This window comes from Pantoea coffeiphila, assembly GCF_016909495.1.
Classification (GTDB): Bacteria; Pseudomonadota; Gammaproteobacteria; order Enterobacterales; family Enterobacteriaceae; genus Erwinia; species Erwinia coffeiphila.
In genome coordinates this window covers 830,469-847,455 of the sequence record NZ_JAFBFW010000002.1, presented here as the reverse complement: position 1 = coordinate 847,455, position 16,987 = coordinate 830,469, and the positions used below count along the sequence as shown (strand labels likewise).

The window sequence follows — 16,987 nt, the reverse complement described above, 5'->3', positions numbered from 1 at the left end:
TTGCGCCACCTGCCGGTGGCGCCTGTTCAGGATACTCAACATGTACATTGGTATCGATCTCGGCACGTCGGGCGTCAAAGCGATCCTCGCGGATGAACAGGGACGAGTGATGGCCTCTCATACGGCAGCACTGACGTTGCAGCGGCCTCATCCGCTCTGGTCCGAACAGAACCCGGAAGCCTGGTGGCAGGCCACCGATAGCGCCGTTCGCTCACTGGGCCAGCAGCATTCGCTGATGGGCGTGAAGGCGATCGGGCTGGCGGGGCAGATGCACGGTGCCACGCTGCTGGATAAGCAGCAGCGGGTGCTGCGCCCGGCCATTCTCTGGAACGATGGCCGCAGCGGCGAAGAATGCCGCGATCTTGAGGCGGCCATTCCTGATCAAAGACGCATAACCGGCAATCTGATGATGCCGGGCTTTACCGCGCCAAAGCTGCTCTGGCTGGCGCGCCATGAGCCGGATGTGTTTCGCCAAATCGATAAAGTGCTGCTGCCGAAAGATTATCTGCGCTTTCGCATGACGGGCCGCTTTGCCAGCGATATGTCGGATGCGTCCGGCACGCTGTGGCTGGATGTGGCTCGCCGCGACTGGAGCGACCGCATGCTGGAAAGCTGCGGCCTGACCCGCGGCCATATGCCTGAACTCTTTGAGGGCAGCGCCATCACCGGCGTCCTCCACGCGGCCGTTGCCCGCGAATGGGGTGTTCCGGCGGTGCCGATCGTCGCGGGCGGCGGGGATAACGCGGCCGGGGCCATCGGAGCTGGTATTGTCGATCCCGGTGCGGCGATGCTGTCGCTGGGGACATCCGGCGTCTACTTTGCGGTCAGCGAGGGCTACCAGAGCAATCCTGAAAGCGCGGTTCATGCCTTCTGCCACGCGCTGCCCGACCGCTGGCATTTAATGTCGGTGATGCTCAGTGCGGCTTCCTGTCTGGACTGGGCCGCACGCTTAACCGGCGTGGATAGCGTTCCCGCCCTGATCGAAAAGGCACGGTCTGCCGCGCCCGGCGCAGGCGGACCGATCTTCTTACCTTATCTTTCCGGGGAGCGTACGCCGCACAATAACCCGCATGCCCGGGGCGTGTTTTTTGGCTTAGGCCATGAACACGGTCAGGCGGAACTGGCGAAATCGGTGCTGGAAGGTGTGGGCTATGCGCTGACAGACGGGATGAGCGTGGTGAACGCCGCCGGAGTTAATCCAGACAGCATCACGCTGATTGGCGGTGGCGCGCGCAGCCCCTGGTGGCGGCAGATGCTGGCCGATATTTCCGGCAAAGTGCTGGATTATCGCACGGGGGGAGATGTGGGGCCGGCGCTGGGAGCGGCCAGACTGGCACAGCTTGCCCTGTCGCCGCACTGCACCTTTAGCGATCTCCTGCCGCCGCTGCCGCTTGAACAGCAGCATATTCCTGATGCCGATCTGCACGCGCAGTATGCCGGGCAACAGGCGCGATTCCGTTCGCTGTATCGCCAGCTTTCGCCAATGATGTCGGGGGAATAAGCCACCTGCATGGTAAAGAAACGGCCCGTAGCGGGCCGTTTGTGTGATTAGAGGCTGAATGCGTCGGCATCCCGCCATGCCGGAAACTTCTCGCGATACTCGCGCAGGCTCTCCAGCGACAGCTCCGCTTCAAGAATCGCAGGCTGATGCGGCTCTCCGGCGGCAAGCACTTCACCCAGCGGGCTGAAAATCCGGCTGTCGCCGCTGTAGCCGTGACCGTTGCCGTCGGTGCCCACGCGGTTGCAACCGGCAATATAGGCCTGATTCTCAATCGCTCGTGCCTGCAACAGCGTCTGCCAGTGCAGGGCACGCGGGGCCGGCCAGTTCGCCACGTACAGCGCCAGATCGTAATCATTCTGGTTGCGGGCAAACACCGGGAAGCGCAGGTCGTAACACACCTGCGGCAGAATGCGCCAGCCGCGCCACTCGAACACTTCGCGGCGATCGCCCGCCAGATAGTGCTCGTGCTCACCGGCCATGCGGAACAGATGGCGCTTATCGTAGAAGTGCACCGCGCCGCCCGGCTCAACCAGGAAGAAGCGGTTAACCGCGCCTTTTGCCGTCTGGATCGCCGCGCTGCCCGCCACCATGGCGTGGGTCGCGGCGGCTTTCGCCTGTAGCCAGCTAATCACTTCGCTTTCGGGCAGCGAGCTTTTTGCCGCTTCCATCGCAAAACCGGTGGTGAACATCTCCGGCAGCACAATCAGGTCGCGGTCGTTCAGGCCGTCCAGCAGCGAATCAAAGAAACGCAGGTTGGCTTCGCCATCCATCCAGACCAGCGGTTGCTGGAGTACGCTAATTTTTAAAGTTGACACAGTCGCTCCGCAGCAGCATCCAGCGTGGCTTCCTGTTTGGCGAAGCACAGGCGGATCAGTTTATGAGGGAAGGCATCGGCACAGAACACCGACAGCGGAATCGCCGCCACGCCCACTTCTTTTGTTAACCACTGGCAGAATGCCACATCATCGAGATCCGAGATAGCGCTGTAATCCGCCAGCAGGAAGTAGGTGCCTTCGCAGGGCAGCAGCTTGAAGCGGCTGGCGGAGAGCGCCTCAACAAAACGATCGCGGCGGGCACGATAAAATTCCGGCAGCTCGCGGTAGTGTTCCGGGTGCTGCTGCAGCATGTCGGCCAGCGCCAGCTGCGCCGGTGTGTTGACCGAGAAGGTCAGATACTGGTGAACCTTACGCACTTCCGCGCTCAGCGCAGAAGGAGCTACGCAGTAACCCACTTTCCAGCCGGTCATATGGAAGGTTTTACCAAAGGAAGAAACGGCAATCGCCCGCTCGCGCAGCTGCGGATGTGCCAGCACGCTGGCGTGTCCGGCTTCATCAAAGCAGATGTGCTCGTACACTTCATCACTCAGGACATAAATTTCCTGCGCGGCAATGGCCTCCCACAGCTGGGCGAAATCACTTTTTTGCCACACGGTCGCGGAAGGGTTGTGCGGCGTATTGAGAATCACCAGACGGGTGCGCGGCGACAACAGAGCGGTGAATTCCGCCCAGTCAACGCGGAAGCCGGGCGGCTGTAGCGCGATACGCTTCATAACACCGCCTGCCAGCGTCACCGCCGGGGCGTAGCTGTCGTAGCTCGGGTCGAAGCAGATTACCTCATCGCCCGGGCGCACCAGCGCGGTGATCGCCGCGTACAGCGCTTCGGTGGCACCGGCGGTGACGGTAATTTCGCTGTTTACATCCGGCTGATAGCCGTACAGCTCAGCGGTTTTCTGTGCAATGGCTTCACGCAGCGGCGCCACGCCGATCATCGGCGCATACTGGTTTGCACCCTGACTGACATGATAAGCCAGGCGCTCCTGCAAATAGGCCGGGCCGTCAAAATCGGGGAATCCTTGGGAAAGATTGATCGCGTTGTGCTGCTGGGCGAGCGCGCTCATCTGTGTGAAGATGGTAGTACCCAGTGCGGGCAGCTTGCTCTCTGGCGTGAATGACGTCTGGCTCATGGTTACAACCCTTGCTGAATGCGGTTTTATGATGTTGTGTCCTGTGTTGCTGCCAATATATCACGGTGATACTATTTGGCAATCGAGACGCTTAGACGGCTAAATGTAAGCCCGGAATAAAATAGTCCCAGAGGAATAAAAAAAGAGATGACCCAGACCTCACAATTGGATCAGCTGGTTAGCGCCTGTCACTGGATTGGCGAACGCGGCTGGGCTCCGGCCACCGGCGGCAATATGTCCGTTCGTCAGGACGCGGAGTTTTGCCTGCTGAGTGAATCCGGTAAAGACAAGGGCAGCCTGACCCGTGATGACTTTATTCAGGTAGAAATTGCCAGTAATCGCGTGCCTTCGGGGCGTAAACCTTCCGCAGAAACCGGTCTGCATACGCTGATCTATCGCCTGTTCCCCGAAGCCGGAGCCGTTCTGCATACCCACACCGTTAACTCAACGGTGCTGTCACGCGTGGAGAAAGGCGCTGCGCTGGAGTTGCAGGGTTACGAAATGCAGAAAACGCTGGCGGGCCAGCACAGCCATCTGGACTGTGTGCCGATTGCACTGTTCGATAACGATCAGGATATTGATGGCCTGGCGAAGCGCATCGAGCAGTTTGCCGCGCAGAATCCGCTGCGCTACGGTTTTCTGCTGCGCGGCCACGGTCTGACCTGCTGGGGCAAAGACGTTAACGAGGCGCGCCGCCATCTTGAAGGACTGGAATTCCTTTTCCAGTGCGAACTGCAACGCCGCGTTCTGGAGAGCCAATGATCCGCGCTATTGTTACCGATATTGAAGGCACCACCAGCGATATTCGCTTTGTTCATAATGTTCTTTTCCCCTATGCCCGTGAAAACCTGCCTGCCTTTATTAAAGGCAACGAGCAGCAGCCTGCGGTGGCTCAGGCGCTGGCCGATCTGCGCGCTGAAGTGAACCGCCCGGATGCCACGGCACAGGAGCTGATTGAAGTGCTGTACGGCTTTATGGATGAAGATCGCAAGTCCACCGCGCTGAAAGCGCTACAGGGCATGATCTGGCGCGACGGCTATCTGAACGGCAGCTTTACCGGCCATCTGTATGCCGATGTGCTGCCTGCGCTGAAACAGTGGCAGCAGCAGGGCATCGCGCTGTATGTATATTCATCTGGCTCAGTAGCAGCGCAGAAATTGTTATTTGGCTACAGCGATGCGGGTGATATCACTGATCTGTTCAGCGGTTACTTCGATACTCACGTCGGTGCCAAGCGCGAAGTGAATTCCTATCGCAACATCGCGGAGCAGATTGCGCTACCCGCGGCGGAACTGCTGTTTTTATCCGATATCCACCAGGAGCTGGACACCGCACGGGAAGCGGGCTGGAATACCCTTCAGTTAATACGTGGCGAGGCCGATGCCGAAAGCAGCCATCGCCAGGTTTCAGGTTTTGATCAGATTAACCAGGAGCTGTTGAATTCATGAGTGCACTGACTATTTTTACCGATACCGATGCGGCCACCCAGGTCTGGCACAGTACCGATGCGGCGGAAATCGCCGAGAAGCTGAAATCCAAAGACGTGCGCTTTGAGCGCTGGGAAGCCGATCGCGATCTGGGGGAAAACCCGGATTCTGAAACGGTTATCAAAGCTTACCAGCATGCTATCGATCGCCTGGTCGCCGAGAAAGGCTATCAGAGCTGGGATGTGATCAGCATGCGTGCGGATAACCCTCAGAAAGACGTATTGCGCACCAAGTTCCTCTCGGAGCACACCCACGCGGAAGATGAAGTTCGCTTCTTTGTTGAGGGCGCAGGTTTGTTCTGCCTGCATCTGGATGGTCATATTTACCAGATCCTGTGCGAGAAGAACGATCTGATCTCAGTGCCGGAAGGCACCGCGCACTGGTTTGATATGGGTTCCGCGCCGCACTTCACCGCAATCCGTATTTTCGACAATCAGGAAGGCTGGATCGCCAATTTCACCGGCGACACCATCGCCGATGCCTATCCGCGCCTGCCGTAATTTGCATAACGGGGGCGCTGCTTCAGCCCCCGTACCCTTTACCCCGAACCCCTTTACCCCGAACCCCGTACTTCACACTCCGTTCACTTCGGAATACCCGTGTCGAGGAGAAGCGAGCGTCAGCCATAGCTTTGCAGCGATCCGTGCGCAAGGGGTAATGGCATTCTCGGTGCAGCGGACCCTTTCCGACCCGCTGATTCTATTCGTTAAACGCGTGGCTGGAAGACACCCGCAGTCACCTGCTCCGGTGTGACCACGCCGGTATCCAGAACCCATCCGCTGATTAACGACGCTGGCGTAACGTCAAACGCCGGGTTGTAAACCTGCGCGCCTTCCGGTGCCCAGGTGACGTCACCGAAGCTGCCCGCCACGCCGGTCACTTCGCTGGCCGCGCGCTGCTCGATCGGAATGGCGCTGCCGTCCGGGCAGTGGCGATCCAGCGTGGTGTGCGGTGCGGCAACGTAGAACGGCACATTATGATACTGCGCCAGTACCGCCAGGCTGTAGGTGCCGATCTTATTGGCAACGTCGCCATTGGCGGCAATGCGGTCCGCTCCGACCCAGATCGCATCAACTTTGCCCTGGGCCATCAGGCTGGCGGCCATTGAATCGCAAATAAGATGGTAGGGGACGCCGAGTTCACCCAGTTCCCACGCCGTTAAGCGTCCCCCCTGCAATAAAGGACGGGTTTCATCGACCCACACACTGGCGACTTTTCCCTGCTGCCAGCCGCGGGCGATGACCCCCAGCGCGGTGCCGACGCCAGCGGTCGCCAGTCCACCGGTATTACAGTGGGTCAGCAGGCGGCTGCCCGGAACGATCAGCGTGCTGCCCGCTTCGGCGATGTTGTCACACAGCGTTTTATCCTCAGCAACCAGACGCAGCGCCTCATCGGTCAGCGCGGTGGCATAATTGTCCTGCGCCAGCACTAACTTCATACGATCGAGATTGTTCATCAGGTTAACGGCCGTCGGGCGTGAAGCGCGCAGGATTTCCAGTGCCTCCGCAAGTTCAGCTCGCGGCATTCCCTGTTCCGCCAGCAGCGCCAGCAGCAGGCTGGCAGACAGTCCAATCAGCGGCGCACCGCGCACCCGCAGTGTTTTGATGTGTTCAACCAGGCTGGCCACATCGGGCGTCGGACACCAGGTTTTTTTCTGCGGGAGGGCCTGCTGATCGAGTACCCACAGTTGATTGTCGCGGATCTGTAGGCTGGTGGTGCTGAGTGTCTGCATAAGTGAAATCCTGGTTGCATTAATGCGACACATTGTGCCAACATGTCTGATGGATGTATAGACGTCTGAACGGCTTATTAAAACGAATTTGTCTTATGGGGGTTAGGGTAATGTCGCAATACCGTACGTTCACTGCAGCGGATGCCGTGGAATATGCTCGCCAGTTTGGCGGCGTGGATAATCCTGACAGCCTGGTTGATTCGCTGGAAGTGGGCGATGGTAATCTTAACCTGGTGTTTAAGATTTTTGATACCCAGGGCGTGAGCCGGATTATCGTCAAGCAGGCGCTGCCTTACGTCCGCTGCGTGGGCGAATCCTGGCCACTGACCCTCGACCGGGCAAGGCTGGAAGCGGAAACCCTGATTGAGCACGGCAGGTTTTGCCCGGAGCATACGGTTAAGATCCTGCATTACGATGCCGATCTGGCGGTGATGGTGATGGAGGATCTCTCCGATCACGCCATCTGGCGCGGCGAGCTGGTAAAAGGGAAAAACTATCCTCTGGCCGCGACGCAGCTGGGCGGTTACCTGGCGCAGACGCTGTTCCATACCTCTGATTTCTTCCAGCATCCGTATCAGAAGAAAAAGGACGTGATCCGTTTTACCAACCCGGAACTGTGTGACATCACCGAGGAGCTGTTCTTCAATGAACCGTACGAGCAGCACGATCGCAACGCCTATCCGCGTGAGCTGGAGCGCCTGGCCGAAGCCCTTCGCGACGATGAAGAGCTGAAAGTGGCGGTTGCCGGGCTGAAGCATCGTTTCTTCAGTAATGCCGAAGCGCTGCTGCACGGGGATATTCACAGCGGCTCGATTTTCGTTGCTGAAGGCCGCCTGAAGGTGATCGACGCTGAGTTTGGTTTCTATGGCCCGATTGGTTTTGATATCGGCACGGCGATCGGTAACCTGCTGATTAGCTACTGCGCCGCGCCGGGGCTGCTGGTGCCACGGGAAGCTGCTGATGCCCGCGAACAGCGCCTGAACGACGTGCGCGATACCTGGAACAGTTTTGCCGAAGGCTTCCTGGCGCTGGCCGCCGAGAAGAGTACCGATCGCGCGCTGGCGACGCCGGGATACGCGCGTGAGTTCCTCGGTAAGGTGTGGAGCGACACTATCGGCTACTGCGGCACCGAGCTGATCCGCCGTACCGTCGGCATGTCACAGGTCGCTGATATTAAAAACATCGATGACCGTGCGATGCAGGTGGAGTGCGTGCGCCAGGCGATTACCCTCGGCCGCAGCCTGATCCTGCTGGCTAACCACGTGCCGGATATTGATGCGCTGATTATGCGTATCCGCCAGAATGGCTGAATGCTGAATGCTGAATGCTGAATGCTGAATGCTGAATGCTGAATGCTGAATGCTGAATGCTGAATGCTGATGGCATGGGCAGGTTGCCCGTCGCGATAGCATGTGTAGCAGCTTAGTCAGCGAAATAAAAACGCCAACCCTTGCAGGCTGGCGTTTCTTTTATTGCGCGTTTCTGATGCGGTTGAGCTGCCTGAGCTGCCTGAGCTGCCTGAGCTGCCTGAGCTGCCTGAGCTGCCTGAGCTGCCTGAGCTGCCTGAGCTGCCTGAGCTGCCTGACAAAGGTAACCGCCAGGCAGCATCGTCAGGCCGTCAAACGCAGGCAGCCTGAAGCTACGCCGCTTCGGTTTTACCCGCCCCCTGCGGCTTTACCGCAGCGGGTTTCTCCAACGTGACCGTGGCTGCATCATCCTGCTTGCCCGATTGAGCCTGTACTGTCGCCGAAGATTCCCCAGACTTAGCGGATTTATCCAGCGCGACCTTACCAGAACCCTCGGCTTTCACCGGACGGGTCGCCAGCGAATCAGCGTCGAATTCGTCAACGTTAATGGAACGCAGGCGGCTGGCCTCGGCGCGGATCAGCACGTCGGCTTCGGCTTTGGTCAGCCACCCGGCCTGCTGACCTTCGGCGGCCAGCACGTCCAGGCGGGTGAACGGCAGGTGTTTTTTCTGCTCTTTCGACACGCGTTCGTGGATCACTTCCGCCGCCATGACATCGGTTAAGGCCTGCTCCAGCTGGCCCGCCGGATTGTGTTCACTCGGTGCCAGATACTGACCCCGTCCCAGACGGCTGCGAGTAGCCGAAGGCAGCTGCAGAATACGCGCCAGCTGGTGGTCCAGGCGATCGGACGGCGCACGACAGTGGCGGCCGGTCGGGAAGATCACCACGCGCAGCAGGCCCGCGACCATTCTGTTCGGGAAGTTACGCAGCAGATCGTCAATCGCCGTTTCAGCCTGATTCAGCGCATCCTGCACGCCCCAGTGCACCAGCGGCAGATCGGCTTCGTTACGGCCCTCATCGTCGTAGCGCTTCAGTGCCGCCGAGGCGAGGTAAAGCTGGCTGAGAATATCGCCGAGGCGCGCCGAGATACGTTCGCGGCGCTTCAGGCTGCCGCCAAGTACCGACATGGAAATATCCGACAGCAGGGCGAGGTTCGCGCTGATGCGGTTCAGATGCTGATAGTAGCGACGGGTGGCGTCGCGGGTTGGCGAGGCGCTGGTCAGGCCGCCGGTCAGGCCCAGCCACAGGCTGCGCATTTTGTTGCTGCCAACGTGGCCGATATGTTTAAACAGCGCCCGGTCAAAGGCCGCCACGTCGTTATTCTGCGCGGCTTCCATCTCTTCCAGCACGTAAGGGTGGCAGCGAATCGCCCCCTGACCGAAGATGATCATGCTGCGGGTCAGAATATTTGCGCCTTCAACGGTAATTGCAATCGGTGCACCCTGATAGGCGCGGGCGAGGAAGTTACTGTTGCCGAGCATAATGCCCTTGCCCCCGGCGATATCCATCGCATCCATAATCGCCCGCTGGCCGCGGTGGGTGCAGTGGTATTTCACAATCGCCGACAGCACCGCCGGTTTTTCTCCCTGCATAATGCCGTAGGTAATCAGCGACGCGGCGGCATCCATCACATAGGCGTTACCGGCAATGCGCGCCAGCGGCTCTTCAATGCCCTCCATCTTGCCAATCGGCAGACGGAACTGGCGGCGAATATGAGCGTAGGCACCAATCGCCAGCGCAATGCTTTTCAGGCTGCCGGTGGAGTTAGACGGCAGGGTGATGCCGCGACCAACAGAGAGGCACTCAACCAGCATCCGCCAGCCCTGACCGGCCATCGCCGGGCCACCGATAATAAAATCAATCGGCACAAAGATGTCTTTACCGCGGGTTGGGCCATTCTGGAACGGCACGTTAAGCGGGAAGTGGCGGGTACCGATTTCCACGCCCGGAGTTTGGGTTGGGATCAGCGCGCAGGTGATGCCCAGCTCTTCGGTGTTGCCCAGTAGATTTTCCGGGTCAGACAGTTTGAACGCCAGGCCCAGCACGGTGGCAACGGGAGCGAGGGTAATGTAGCGTTTGTTCCAGGTCAGGCGCATGCCCAGCACCTGCTCGCCCTGCCAGTCGCCCATGCAGACCACGCCGGTATCCGGGATCGCCCCGGCATCGGAGCCCGCTTCCGGGCTGGTCAGTGCAAAGCAGGGAATTTCGTCGCCGCGCGCCAGGCGTGGCAGGTAGTGATTTTTTTGCTCTTCGGTACCGTAGTGCTGCAGCAGTTCGCCCGGGCCGAGGGAGTTAGGTACGCCGACGGTGATCGCCAGAATACCGGACACACCGGCCAGCTTTTGCAGAACCTGCGCCTGCGCGTAGGCGGAAAACTCCAGCCCGCCGTACTCTTTTTTAATGATCATCGCAAAGAAACGATGCTGTTTCAGGAAGGCCCACAGTTCCGGCGGCAGATCGGCCATTTCATGAGTGATTTCAAAGTCATTGGCCATGCGGCAGGCTTCTTCAACCGGGCCGCTAAGAAATGCCTGCTCTTCTTCGGTCAGGCGTGGCTGCGGATAGTTGTGCAGCTTTTTCCAGTCCGGCGCGCCGCGGAACAGATCGCCTTCCCACCAGGTTGTCCCGGCATCGATGGCTTCTTTTTCGGTACGCGACATCGGCGGCATGACTTTGCGGAAGGTGTTCAGCACCGGCTTGCCAAACATCGCCTGACGCATCGGCAGCAGGTTTAACGGCAGCAGGATAATGGCCAGTGGGATTAACAGCCAGAAGGTCCACAGACCCACAAGGCTGAGAACGGCGGTCCACGCCAGTAGGGCGATGCTGCCAGCCAGAAGGCTGACGCGGTGATAAAACAGGGCACCAATCAGCACGATTGTCGCCACAATACTGAGAACCATCATAACGTGCGCTCCGTAAGTTGTAAGAGGTCCGACCTGTTGGTTATATGTTTAGATTAGCACTGGCTCAGATGCAATCTGTTTACATAATAATTACAACCTGGCTCACAAAGCGCCGCACATCCGGGTAAACCTCGCGGTGGAAAGGGAGATTGCTTCACGCCCTTCTGGCAAGTTGATAAACTTAAGCCGTCACTTATTCCTAAAAAGGATCTCTCCCTATGTACCAGGACATCATTCGCGCCGAGCTAAACGAAGCCGCCGACACGCTGAATAAGTTTTTAAGCGATGACGCTAATATCCACGCCATTCAGCGGGCGGCCGTGCTGCTGGCCGATTCCTTTAAGGCGGGTGGCAAGGTGCTTTCCTGCGGTAACGGCGGCTCGCACTGCGATGCCATGCACTTCGCTGAAGAGCTGACTGGCCGCTATCGTGAAAACCGTCCGGGCTATCCGGCGATTGCGATCTCTGACGTCAGCCATATCTCCTGCGTAGGCAATGACTTTGGCTTTGACGCCATCTTCTCCCGCTATGTTGAGGCGGTAGGCCAGGCGGGTGATGTTCTGCTGGGGATCTCCACTTCCGGCAATTCCGCCAACGTGATTAAAGCGATTGAAGCTGCCCGTGCCAAAGGGATGAAGGTGATCACCCTGACCGGTAAAGACGGTGGGAAAATGGACGGATCGGCAGATGTTGAAATCCGCGTGCCGCACTTTGGTTTTGCCGATCGCATTCAGGAGATCCACATTAAAGTGATTCATATCCTGATCCTGCTGATCGAAAAAGAGATGGCGAAGTAATCCCTGCCGTTGCCCGCTGGCGCTGCTGCGCGGCGGGCACTCCACGGTTATCCGTTTCAAGGTTGTTGACGAGGAATCACTATGTGCGAACTGCTCGGGATGAGCGCGAACGTCCCGACGGACATCTGTTTTAGCTTTACCGGGCTGGTGCAGCGCGGAGGCGGAACGGGTCCGCATAAAGATGGCTGGGGTATTACCTTCTACGAGGGTAAAGGCTGCCGCACATTTAAAGATCCGCAACCGAGCTTCCAGTCGCCGATTGCGCGTCTGGTGCAGGATTACCCAATCAAGTCGTGTTCGGTGGTGGCGCATATACGCCAGGCCAACCGCGGCGAAGTGTCGCTGGAAAACACGCATCCTTTCACCCGCGAACTGTGGGGCCGCAACTGGACCTACGCCCATAACGGTCAGCTGAAAGGCTACAAGAATCTGGATACCGGGCCTTATCGACCGATCGGCGAAACCGACAGCGAGCTGGCGTTCTGCTGGCTGCTGCATAAGCTGACCACGCGCTATCCGCGTACACCGGGCAACTGGCCTGCGGTGTTCCGCTATATCGCCGAGCTGGCGGGGGAGCTAAGGGAGAAGGGCGTATTCAATATGCTGCTGTCGGACGGTCGCTATCTGATGGCATTCTGCTCCACTAATCTGTTCTGGATCACCCGTCGTGCGCCGTTTGGCAAAGCGAAGCTGCTGGATCAGGATGTGGAAATTGATTTTCAGAAGCAGACCACGCCGAACGACGTGGTCACGGTGATAGCAACGCAGCCGCTAACGGCTAACGAAACCTGGAACAAGATTGCCCCAGGTGAGTGGGCGCTATTTTGTCTGGGTGAGCGCCAGAGCTGAATCCGGTGCACCTGTGCCGTTCATCATCGGGCGGCTCAGCACATACTTACCGCCGCTGACGCTCACTGACGGCGGCTGTTTGGTCTGCACAAACTGCGCATAGCCAGGCTGCAGCTCTTTCCAGAAGCTGAAATAGGTCGAGTAGCGGTGGCGCTGCATATTGCTTTCGGTCATGCGGAAGGGATAAATGCTGACATCAACGCGCTGCTGGCCGTTACGCAGGGCGGCTTCCACATAGTGATAAATTTCGTCCATATAGGCATCGGTCATGGCATAGCAGCCAATCGACACGCAGTTGCCGTGGATCATCAGATATTTCCCTTCATAACCCTGCTGGCGGTCATATTCATTCGGGAAGCCGACGTTAATCGCACGATAAAAGCGGCTGTCTGGCTTCAGCTGGGAAAGCCCGACAGTGTAAAAACCTTCCGGGCTTTTAAAATCGCCCTGGCGACGTTTTGGCCCCAGTCCGCCGGAAAAATTACAGATGCGATAGCTGTCGAGCAGGCGATATTCGTTACCGATCTTGCCGTAAAGCTCGAGAGTGCGTTCTTCTTTAAAGATCTGCAGATACACCGGTGTACCCAGCAGTTGTTTCTTTAACTCTTTGCTGACCGGCGCCAGTGGCTGTACCGCATCGGGTACGCTGGCAAAGACAACGGCAGGCAGAAAAATCATCGCAAACAGCAGTGCGATTTTGGCCATTCTTGTTCCCTTGAAAAAGAGGGTGGAGTGCAACGCCAAAAGGCGTCTGTTTCTTGCAATATAGGACAATTCCGCTATCGCGGCGATACCATAGCATTGTCTATTTTTTTCTCAAGATTAGAAAGATTAAATACCTTAATAGCGCCATGATTGCGGGTGAACCGACATTTATTGATATCGCCTGATTTAACTGTATACTTATACAGTGCATTGTCGGGGGGCGTTATGCGTAAGATCATTCACGTTGATATGGACTGCTTTTTTGCCGCAGTAGAAATGCGTGACGATCCCAGCCTGCGCGATATCCCGATTGCGATTGGCGGCAGCCGCGTTGCGCGTGGGGTCATCAGCACCGCCAACTATCCTGCACGCAAATACGGTGTGCGCAGCGCGATGCCAACGGCCATGGCCTTAAAACTTTGCCCCCATCTTAAAGTGATCCCCGGGCGCTATGACGCTTATAAAGAGGCCAGCGCCCATATCCGTGAAATTTTCTCCCGCTATACCTCGCTGATCGAACCGTTGTCGCTGGATGAAGCCTATCTTGACGTATCCGACAGCCCCCACTGCCAGGGATCGGCAACGCTGATGGCGCGGGAAATCCGCCAGACTATCCAGCAGGAACTAAACCTGACCGCTTCTGCCGGCGTGGCACCGATTAAATTCCTCGCCAAAATCGCCTCTGATATCAATAAACCTAACGGACAGTGCGTAATTACCCCCGAGGAGATGCCCGACTTTCTGCTGGCCCTGCCGCTGGCAAAAATTCCCGGCGTCGGCAAAGTGACCGCCCGCAAGCTGGAAGAGCTGGGGCTGAATACCTGTGCCGATGTGCAAAACAGCGATCTGGCAATGCTGCTTAAGCGGTTTGGTAAATTTGGCCGCGTGTTGTGGGAGCGAAGCCACGGTTTTGACGATCGAGAAGTGATCACCGAGCGCCAGCGTAAATCCCTCGGCGTGGAGCGTACGCTGTCTGAAGATATCCACGATTGGGAAGATTGCTTGAATATTATTGATTCACTCTATGAAGAGCTGGAACGGCGGCTGATCAAAATCAAGCCGGACCGCCAGATTGCCCGTCAGGGCGTGAAGCTGAAATTTAATGACTTCCAGCTGACCACTCAGGAACACGTCTGGCCGGAGCTGAATAAAGCCGATCTGATTGCCGTGGCGCGTAAAAGCTGGGACGAACGGCGGGGAGGGCGCGGGGTCAGGCTGGTCGGGCTGCACGTTACGCTGCTGAATCCGCAGATCGAGCGGCAGCTGCTGCTGGGGCTGTAGTGAGGGAAACGGCTGCACGTTGCATAATAAGAACGCTGCCACAGTGTTATGCGGCAGCGTTCATCAGATAACGCATTCCATGAAGAGCACAGGCAGAGTTCGCATATATCCTGTTTTGTGAACACTCACATGGCTTAGCGCGGGTATTGTGCGCTGCGGTGTCGGCTTGCTGGCAAAAATTATCCAACCCGGGGATCCCCGGGCTGGGAATACTTTTATTTCGCCGGAATAGCCTTCAGCAGTGCGGTCAGCAGCTGCCAGTACAGGCCAACGCTGGCGATATGCACCTGCTCATCCGGCGAGTGTGGGCCGGTGATGGTGGGGCCGATAGAGACCATATCCATTTCCGGGTACGGTTTTTTGAACAGACCGCACTCCAGACCCGCGTGAATCACCTGAATATTCGGCGTGCGGTTAAACAGCTTCTCGTAGGTTTCACGCACCAGCGCCATCACCGGGGAGGTGGCATCCGGCTGCCAGCCTGGGTAGCTGCCTTTTGCCAGGGTTTTTGCCCCTGCCAGCTGGCCGAGCGCGGTGAGCATTTCCACCACGTACTCTTTCCCGCTGTCGATCAGGGAGCGCACCAGGCTGTTGATGACCGCTTCGTCGCCTTCAAACTTCACCACGCCGACGTTCAGCGAGGTTTCCACCACGCCTTTCATCACGTCGGAGTTGCGGATCACGCCGTTCGGGGTGCTGTTCAGCAGAGCAATGAAAGCATCGCGGCTTGCGGCATTCAGCGGCTGTTCGCTGCTTTCCACGGCTTCGGTCACGATAGCGATATTTTTCTCAACCAGGCTCAGTTCATTTTGCAGCGTGGTCAGGTAACCTGCCGCCAGCGACTTCAGACGATCGACCTTATCGGCCGCAACCGCGAGGGTAGCGAACGCCTCACGCGGAATGGCATTACGCAGCGTACCGCCGGTAAAGTCGATCAGGCGCAGGTCGAGTTCCGCCGCGTGGGCAAACAGGAAGCGGGAAAGCAGCTTGTTGGCGTTGCCCAGACCGACGTGAATATCACAGCCGGAGTGGCCGCCTTTCAGACCTTTTAAGGTCAGCTTCAGCGTTTGATAGCCCGCTGGCAGCGCTTCGCGAGTCAAGGGCAGGGTGCTGGTAAAGTCGATACCGCCCGCGCAGCCCATATAAATCTCACCTTCCTCTTCCGAGTCGGTGTTGATCAGAATATCGGCCTGCAGCCAGCCGGCCTGAAGGCCAAATGCACCTGCCATGCCGGTTTCTTCGGTCATGGTCAGCAGCACTTCCAGCGGACCGTGCTCAACGCTGCTATCGGCTAAAACGGCCAGCGCAGAGGCCATACCGATGCCGTTATCGGCACCCAGCGTGGTTCCGCGCGCCTTCACCCACTCCCCATCAACCCACGGTTGGATCGGGTCTTTGGTGAAATCATGCACGGTATCGTTATTTTTTTGCGGCACCATATCCAGGTGCGCCTGCAGCGCCACCGGCTTACGGTTTTCCAGGCCCGGCGTGGCCGGTTTACGAATCAGGATATTGCCGACCTGGTCACGTTCATGCCAGAACCCCTGCTCTTTGGCCCACGACATAATGTGGCTGGCCAGCGCTTCTTCATGATAAGAAGGGTGAGGAATGGAGCAAATTTTGGCAAAAATATCCCACAGCGGCTGCGGAGATAATTGAGACAATTCAGACACGTTGGCTCTCCTGTGTCAGCACCACCGACCGCCATCAAGGCAGGGGCGTGCGTTAAATTCGGTTGGACAATTCCCGTCAGCGGATCTGACGCGATGGGGAAATAGTATCACCGTTTATCAGACGCTGCTTACTTCGCCCCGGCAAAAAAGCGGTTATCGACGCCTCTGGTGCTGGTTTTTAGCGCCTCAGATCTCTATAATTTCGCGCAACCTTTCCCATTGCACATTTTTAAGCCAGTTTCTGGTCGGGATCTTTTTATGAGTGAAAAATACGTCGTCACCTGGGACATGCTGCAGATTCATGCCCGTAAACTGGCACAGCGCCTGCTTCCTGTAGAACAGTGGCAGGGCATTATTGCCGTCAGCCGCGGTGGCCTGGTACCTGCTGCACTGCTGGCTCGCGAGCTGGGCATTCGCCACGTTGATACCGTCTGCATCTCCAGCTACGACCACGATAATCAGCGTGAAATGAAAGTGCTGAAGCGTGCAGAAGGGGACGGCAAAGGGTTTATCGTAATTGATGACCTGGTGGACACCGGCGGCACAGCGCAGGCGATTCGCGATATGTATCCGCAGGCGCGTTTTGTCACTATCTTTGCCAAACCGGCCGGCCGCCCTCTGGTTGACGATTACATCATCGACATCCCGCAAAACACCTGGATTGAGCAGCCATGGGATATGGGCGTTGCCTATATTCCACCCATTGTTAAAAACTGATTGATGCTGCTCAATGCGCGCCCGGTTTTACCGGGCGCGTCTGTTTTTATCCTTCGCGTGCGAGCTGTG

Annotated in this window: 15 protein-coding genes and 1 pseudogene; 10 read left to right on the top strand and 6 right to left on the bottom strand. The window is 57.8% G+C overall.

Annotation, left to right across the window (positions count from 1 at the left end; all coding sequences use genetic code 11):
- The first annotated feature begins 40 nt into the window (after positions 1 to 40).
- Complete coding sequence (gene xylB, locus JOE09_RS09655) at positions 41 to 1,501, top strand: xylulokinase (RefSeq protein ID WP_205065599.1); 1,461 nt, start codon at positions 41 to 43, stop codon at positions 1,499 to 1,501.
- A gap of 47 nt (positions 1,502 to 1,548) precedes the next feature.
- On the opposite strand, the gene JOE09_RS09650 is transcribed toward xylB, so the two are convergent.
- Both JOE09_RS09650 and JOE09_RS09645 read right to left on the bottom strand, forming a co-directional pair.
- On the bottom strand, positions 1,549 to 2,316 hold the full coding sequence (locus JOE09_RS09650; protein ID WP_205065598.1) for an amidohydrolase: 768 nt from the start codon (positions 2,314 to 2,316) through the stop codon (positions 1,549 to 1,551).
- Positions 2,304 to 3,464: a pyridoxal phosphate-dependent aminotransferase gene (locus tag JOE09_RS09645; RefSeq protein ID WP_205065597.1), complete on the bottom strand. Its 1,161-nt coding sequence runs from the start codon at positions 3,462 to 3,464 to the stop codon at positions 2,304 to 2,306. The genes JOE09_RS09650 and JOE09_RS09645 overlap by 13 nt, the downstream gene beginning before the upstream one ends.
- A 147-nt stretch (positions 3,465 to 3,611) precedes the next feature.
- Between JOE09_RS09645 and JOE09_RS09640 the strand changes: the two genes are divergently transcribed.
- The 3 genes from JOE09_RS09640 to JOE09_RS09630 are packed head-to-tail and all read left to right on the top strand — an operon-like array spanning position 3,612 to position 5,451.
- The gene (locus JOE09_RS09640) at positions 3,612 to 4,226 is read left to right on the top strand and encodes a methylthioribulose 1-phosphate dehydratase (protein WP_205065596.1); all 615 of its coding nucleotides are present in this window, start codon (positions 3,612 to 3,614) and stop codon (positions 4,224 to 4,226) included.
- Positions 4,223 to 4,912 (top strand): acireductone synthase, encoded by a 690-nt coding sequence (mtnC, locus tag JOE09_RS09635; RefSeq protein ID WP_205065595.1) that lies wholly within the window; start codon positions 4,223 to 4,225, stop codon positions 4,910 to 4,912. The genes JOE09_RS09640 and mtnC overlap by 4 nt, the downstream gene beginning before the upstream one ends.
- On the top strand, positions 4,909 to 5,451 hold the full coding sequence (locus tag JOE09_RS09630; protein WP_105590698.1) for a 1,2-dihydroxy-3-keto-5-methylthiopentene dioxygenase: 543 nt from the start codon (positions 4,909 to 4,911) through the stop codon (positions 5,449 to 5,451). Before mtnC ends, JOE09_RS09630 begins: the two co-directional genes overlap by 4 nt.
- A 206-nt stretch (positions 5,452 to 5,657) precedes the next feature.
- On the opposite strand, the gene mtnA is transcribed toward JOE09_RS09630, so the two are convergent.
- The gene (gene mtnA, locus JOE09_RS09625; RefSeq protein WP_205065594.1) at positions 5,658 to 6,683 is read right to left on the bottom strand and encodes an S-methyl-5-thioribose-1-phosphate isomerase; all 1,026 of its coding nucleotides are present in this window, start codon (positions 6,681 to 6,683) and stop codon (positions 5,658 to 5,660) included.
- 110 nt (positions 6,684 to 6,793) lie between these two features.
- Here mtnA and mtnK point away from each other — a divergent pair, with 110 nt between their 5' ends.
- Together mtnK and JOE09_RS09615 are read left to right on the top strand one after the other, a co-directional pair.
- On the top strand, positions 6,794 to 7,993 hold the full coding sequence (mtnK, locus tag JOE09_RS09620) for an S-methyl-5-thioribose kinase (protein WP_205065593.1): 1,200 nt from the start codon (positions 6,794 to 6,796) through the stop codon (positions 7,991 to 7,993).
- 162 nt (positions 7,994 to 8,155) lie between these two features.
- Complete coding sequence (locus JOE09_RS09615; RefSeq protein WP_205065592.1) at positions 8,156 to 8,320, top strand: hypothetical protein; 165 nt, start codon at positions 8,156 to 8,158, stop codon at positions 8,318 to 8,320.
- Between the two features lie 167 nt (positions 8,321 to 8,487).
- Here JOE09_RS09615 and fadE read toward each other — a convergent pair.
- Positions 8,488 to 10,896 (bottom strand): annotated as a pseudogene (fadE, locus tag JOE09_RS09610) (acyl-CoA dehydrogenase FadE); the annotation flags it as partial.
- Between the two features lie 218 nt (positions 10,897 to 11,114).
- Between fadE and lpcA the strand changes: the two are divergent.
- Positions 11,115 to 11,693: a D-sedoheptulose 7-phosphate isomerase gene (gene lpcA / locus JOE09_RS09605; protein WP_105590702.1), complete on the top strand. Its 579-nt coding sequence runs from the start codon at positions 11,115 to 11,117 to the stop codon at positions 11,691 to 11,693.
- Between the two features lie 81 nt (positions 11,694 to 11,774).
- Complete coding sequence (locus JOE09_RS09600; protein ID WP_105590703.1) at positions 11,775 to 12,542, top strand: class II glutamine amidotransferase; 768 nt, start codon at positions 11,775 to 11,777, stop codon at positions 12,540 to 12,542.
- Here the strand turns inward: JOE09_RS09600 and dpaA are convergent.
- Positions 12,513 to 13,247, bottom strand: coding sequence for a peptidoglycan meso-diaminopimelic acid protein amidase (gene dpaA / locus JOE09_RS09595; RefSeq protein ID WP_205065590.1), 735 nt, complete (start codon positions 13,245 to 13,247; stop codon positions 12,513 to 12,515). The genes JOE09_RS09600 and dpaA overlap by 30 nt on opposite strands.
- A gap of 225 nt (positions 13,248 to 13,472) precedes the next feature.
- On the opposite strand from dpaA, the gene dinB reads away from it, so the two are divergent.
- Entirely contained in the window at positions 13,473 to 14,528 is a 1,056-nt protein-coding gene (gene dinB / locus JOE09_RS09590; RefSeq protein WP_205065589.1) for a DNA polymerase IV, read from the top strand.
- A gap of 215 nt (positions 14,529 to 14,743) precedes the next feature.
- Here the strand turns inward: dinB and pepD are convergent, their stop codons facing one another.
- Positions 14,744 to 16,201: a beta-Ala-His dipeptidase gene (gene pepD / locus JOE09_RS09585; RefSeq protein WP_205065588.1), complete on the bottom strand. Its 1,458-nt coding sequence runs from the start codon at positions 16,199 to 16,201 to the stop codon at positions 14,744 to 14,746.
- A 258-nt stretch (positions 16,202 to 16,459) separates the two neighbouring features.
- Here pepD and gpt point away from each other — a divergent pair, with 258 nt between their 5' ends.
- On the top strand, positions 16,460 to 16,918 hold the full coding sequence (gene gpt / locus JOE09_RS09580; protein ID WP_105590707.1) for a xanthine phosphoribosyltransferase: 459 nt from the start codon (positions 16,460 to 16,462) through the stop codon (positions 16,916 to 16,918).
- Positions 16,919 to 16,987 lie beyond the last annotated feature (69 nt).

Excerpts from the sequence above, each read along its gene's own strand:
- JOE09_RS09645 (WP_205065597.1), bottom strand. The coding sequence starts at position 3,464 with ATGAGCCAGACGTCATTCACGCCAGAGAGCAAGCTGCCCGCACTGGGT.
- gpt (WP_105590707.1), top strand. The coding sequence starts at position 16,460 with ATGAGTGAAAAATACGTCGTCACCTGGGACATGCTGCAGATTCATGCC.
- dinB (WP_205065589.1), top strand. The coding sequence starts at position 13,473 with ATGCGTAAGATCATTCACGTTGATATGGACTGCTTTTTTGCCGCAGTA.
- dpaA (WP_205065590.1), bottom strand. The coding sequence starts at position 13,247 with ATGGCCAAAATCGCACTGCTGTTTGCGATGATTTTTCTGCCTGCCGTT.
- JOE09_RS09630 (WP_105590698.1), top strand. The coding sequence starts at position 4,909 with ATGAGTGCACTGACTATTTTTACCGATACCGATGCGGCCACCCAGGTC.
- JOE09_RS09640 (WP_205065596.1), top strand. The coding sequence starts at position 3,612 with ATGACCCAGACCTCACAATTGGATCAGCTGGTTAGCGCCTGTCACTGG.
- mtnK (WP_205065593.1), top strand. The coding sequence starts at position 6,794 with ATGTCGCAATACCGTACGTTCACTGCAGCGGATGCCGTGGAATATGCT.
- mtnC (WP_205065595.1), top strand. The coding sequence starts at position 4,223 with ATGATCCGCGCTATTGTTACCGATATTGAAGGCACCACCAGCGATATT.
- xylB (WP_205065599.1), top strand. The coding sequence starts at position 41 with ATGTACATTGGTATCGATCTCGGCACGTCGGGCGTCAAAGCGATCCTC.
- lpcA (WP_105590702.1), top strand. The coding sequence starts at position 11,115 with ATGTACCAGGACATCATTCGCGCCGAGCTAAACGAAGCCGCCGACACG.
- JOE09_RS09600 (WP_105590703.1), top strand. The coding sequence starts at position 11,775 with ATGTGCGAACTGCTCGGGATGAGCGCGAACGTCCCGACGGACATCTGT.
- mtnA (WP_205065594.1), bottom strand. The coding sequence starts at position 6,683 with ATGCAGACACTCAGCACCACCAGCCTACAGATCCGCGACAATCAACTG.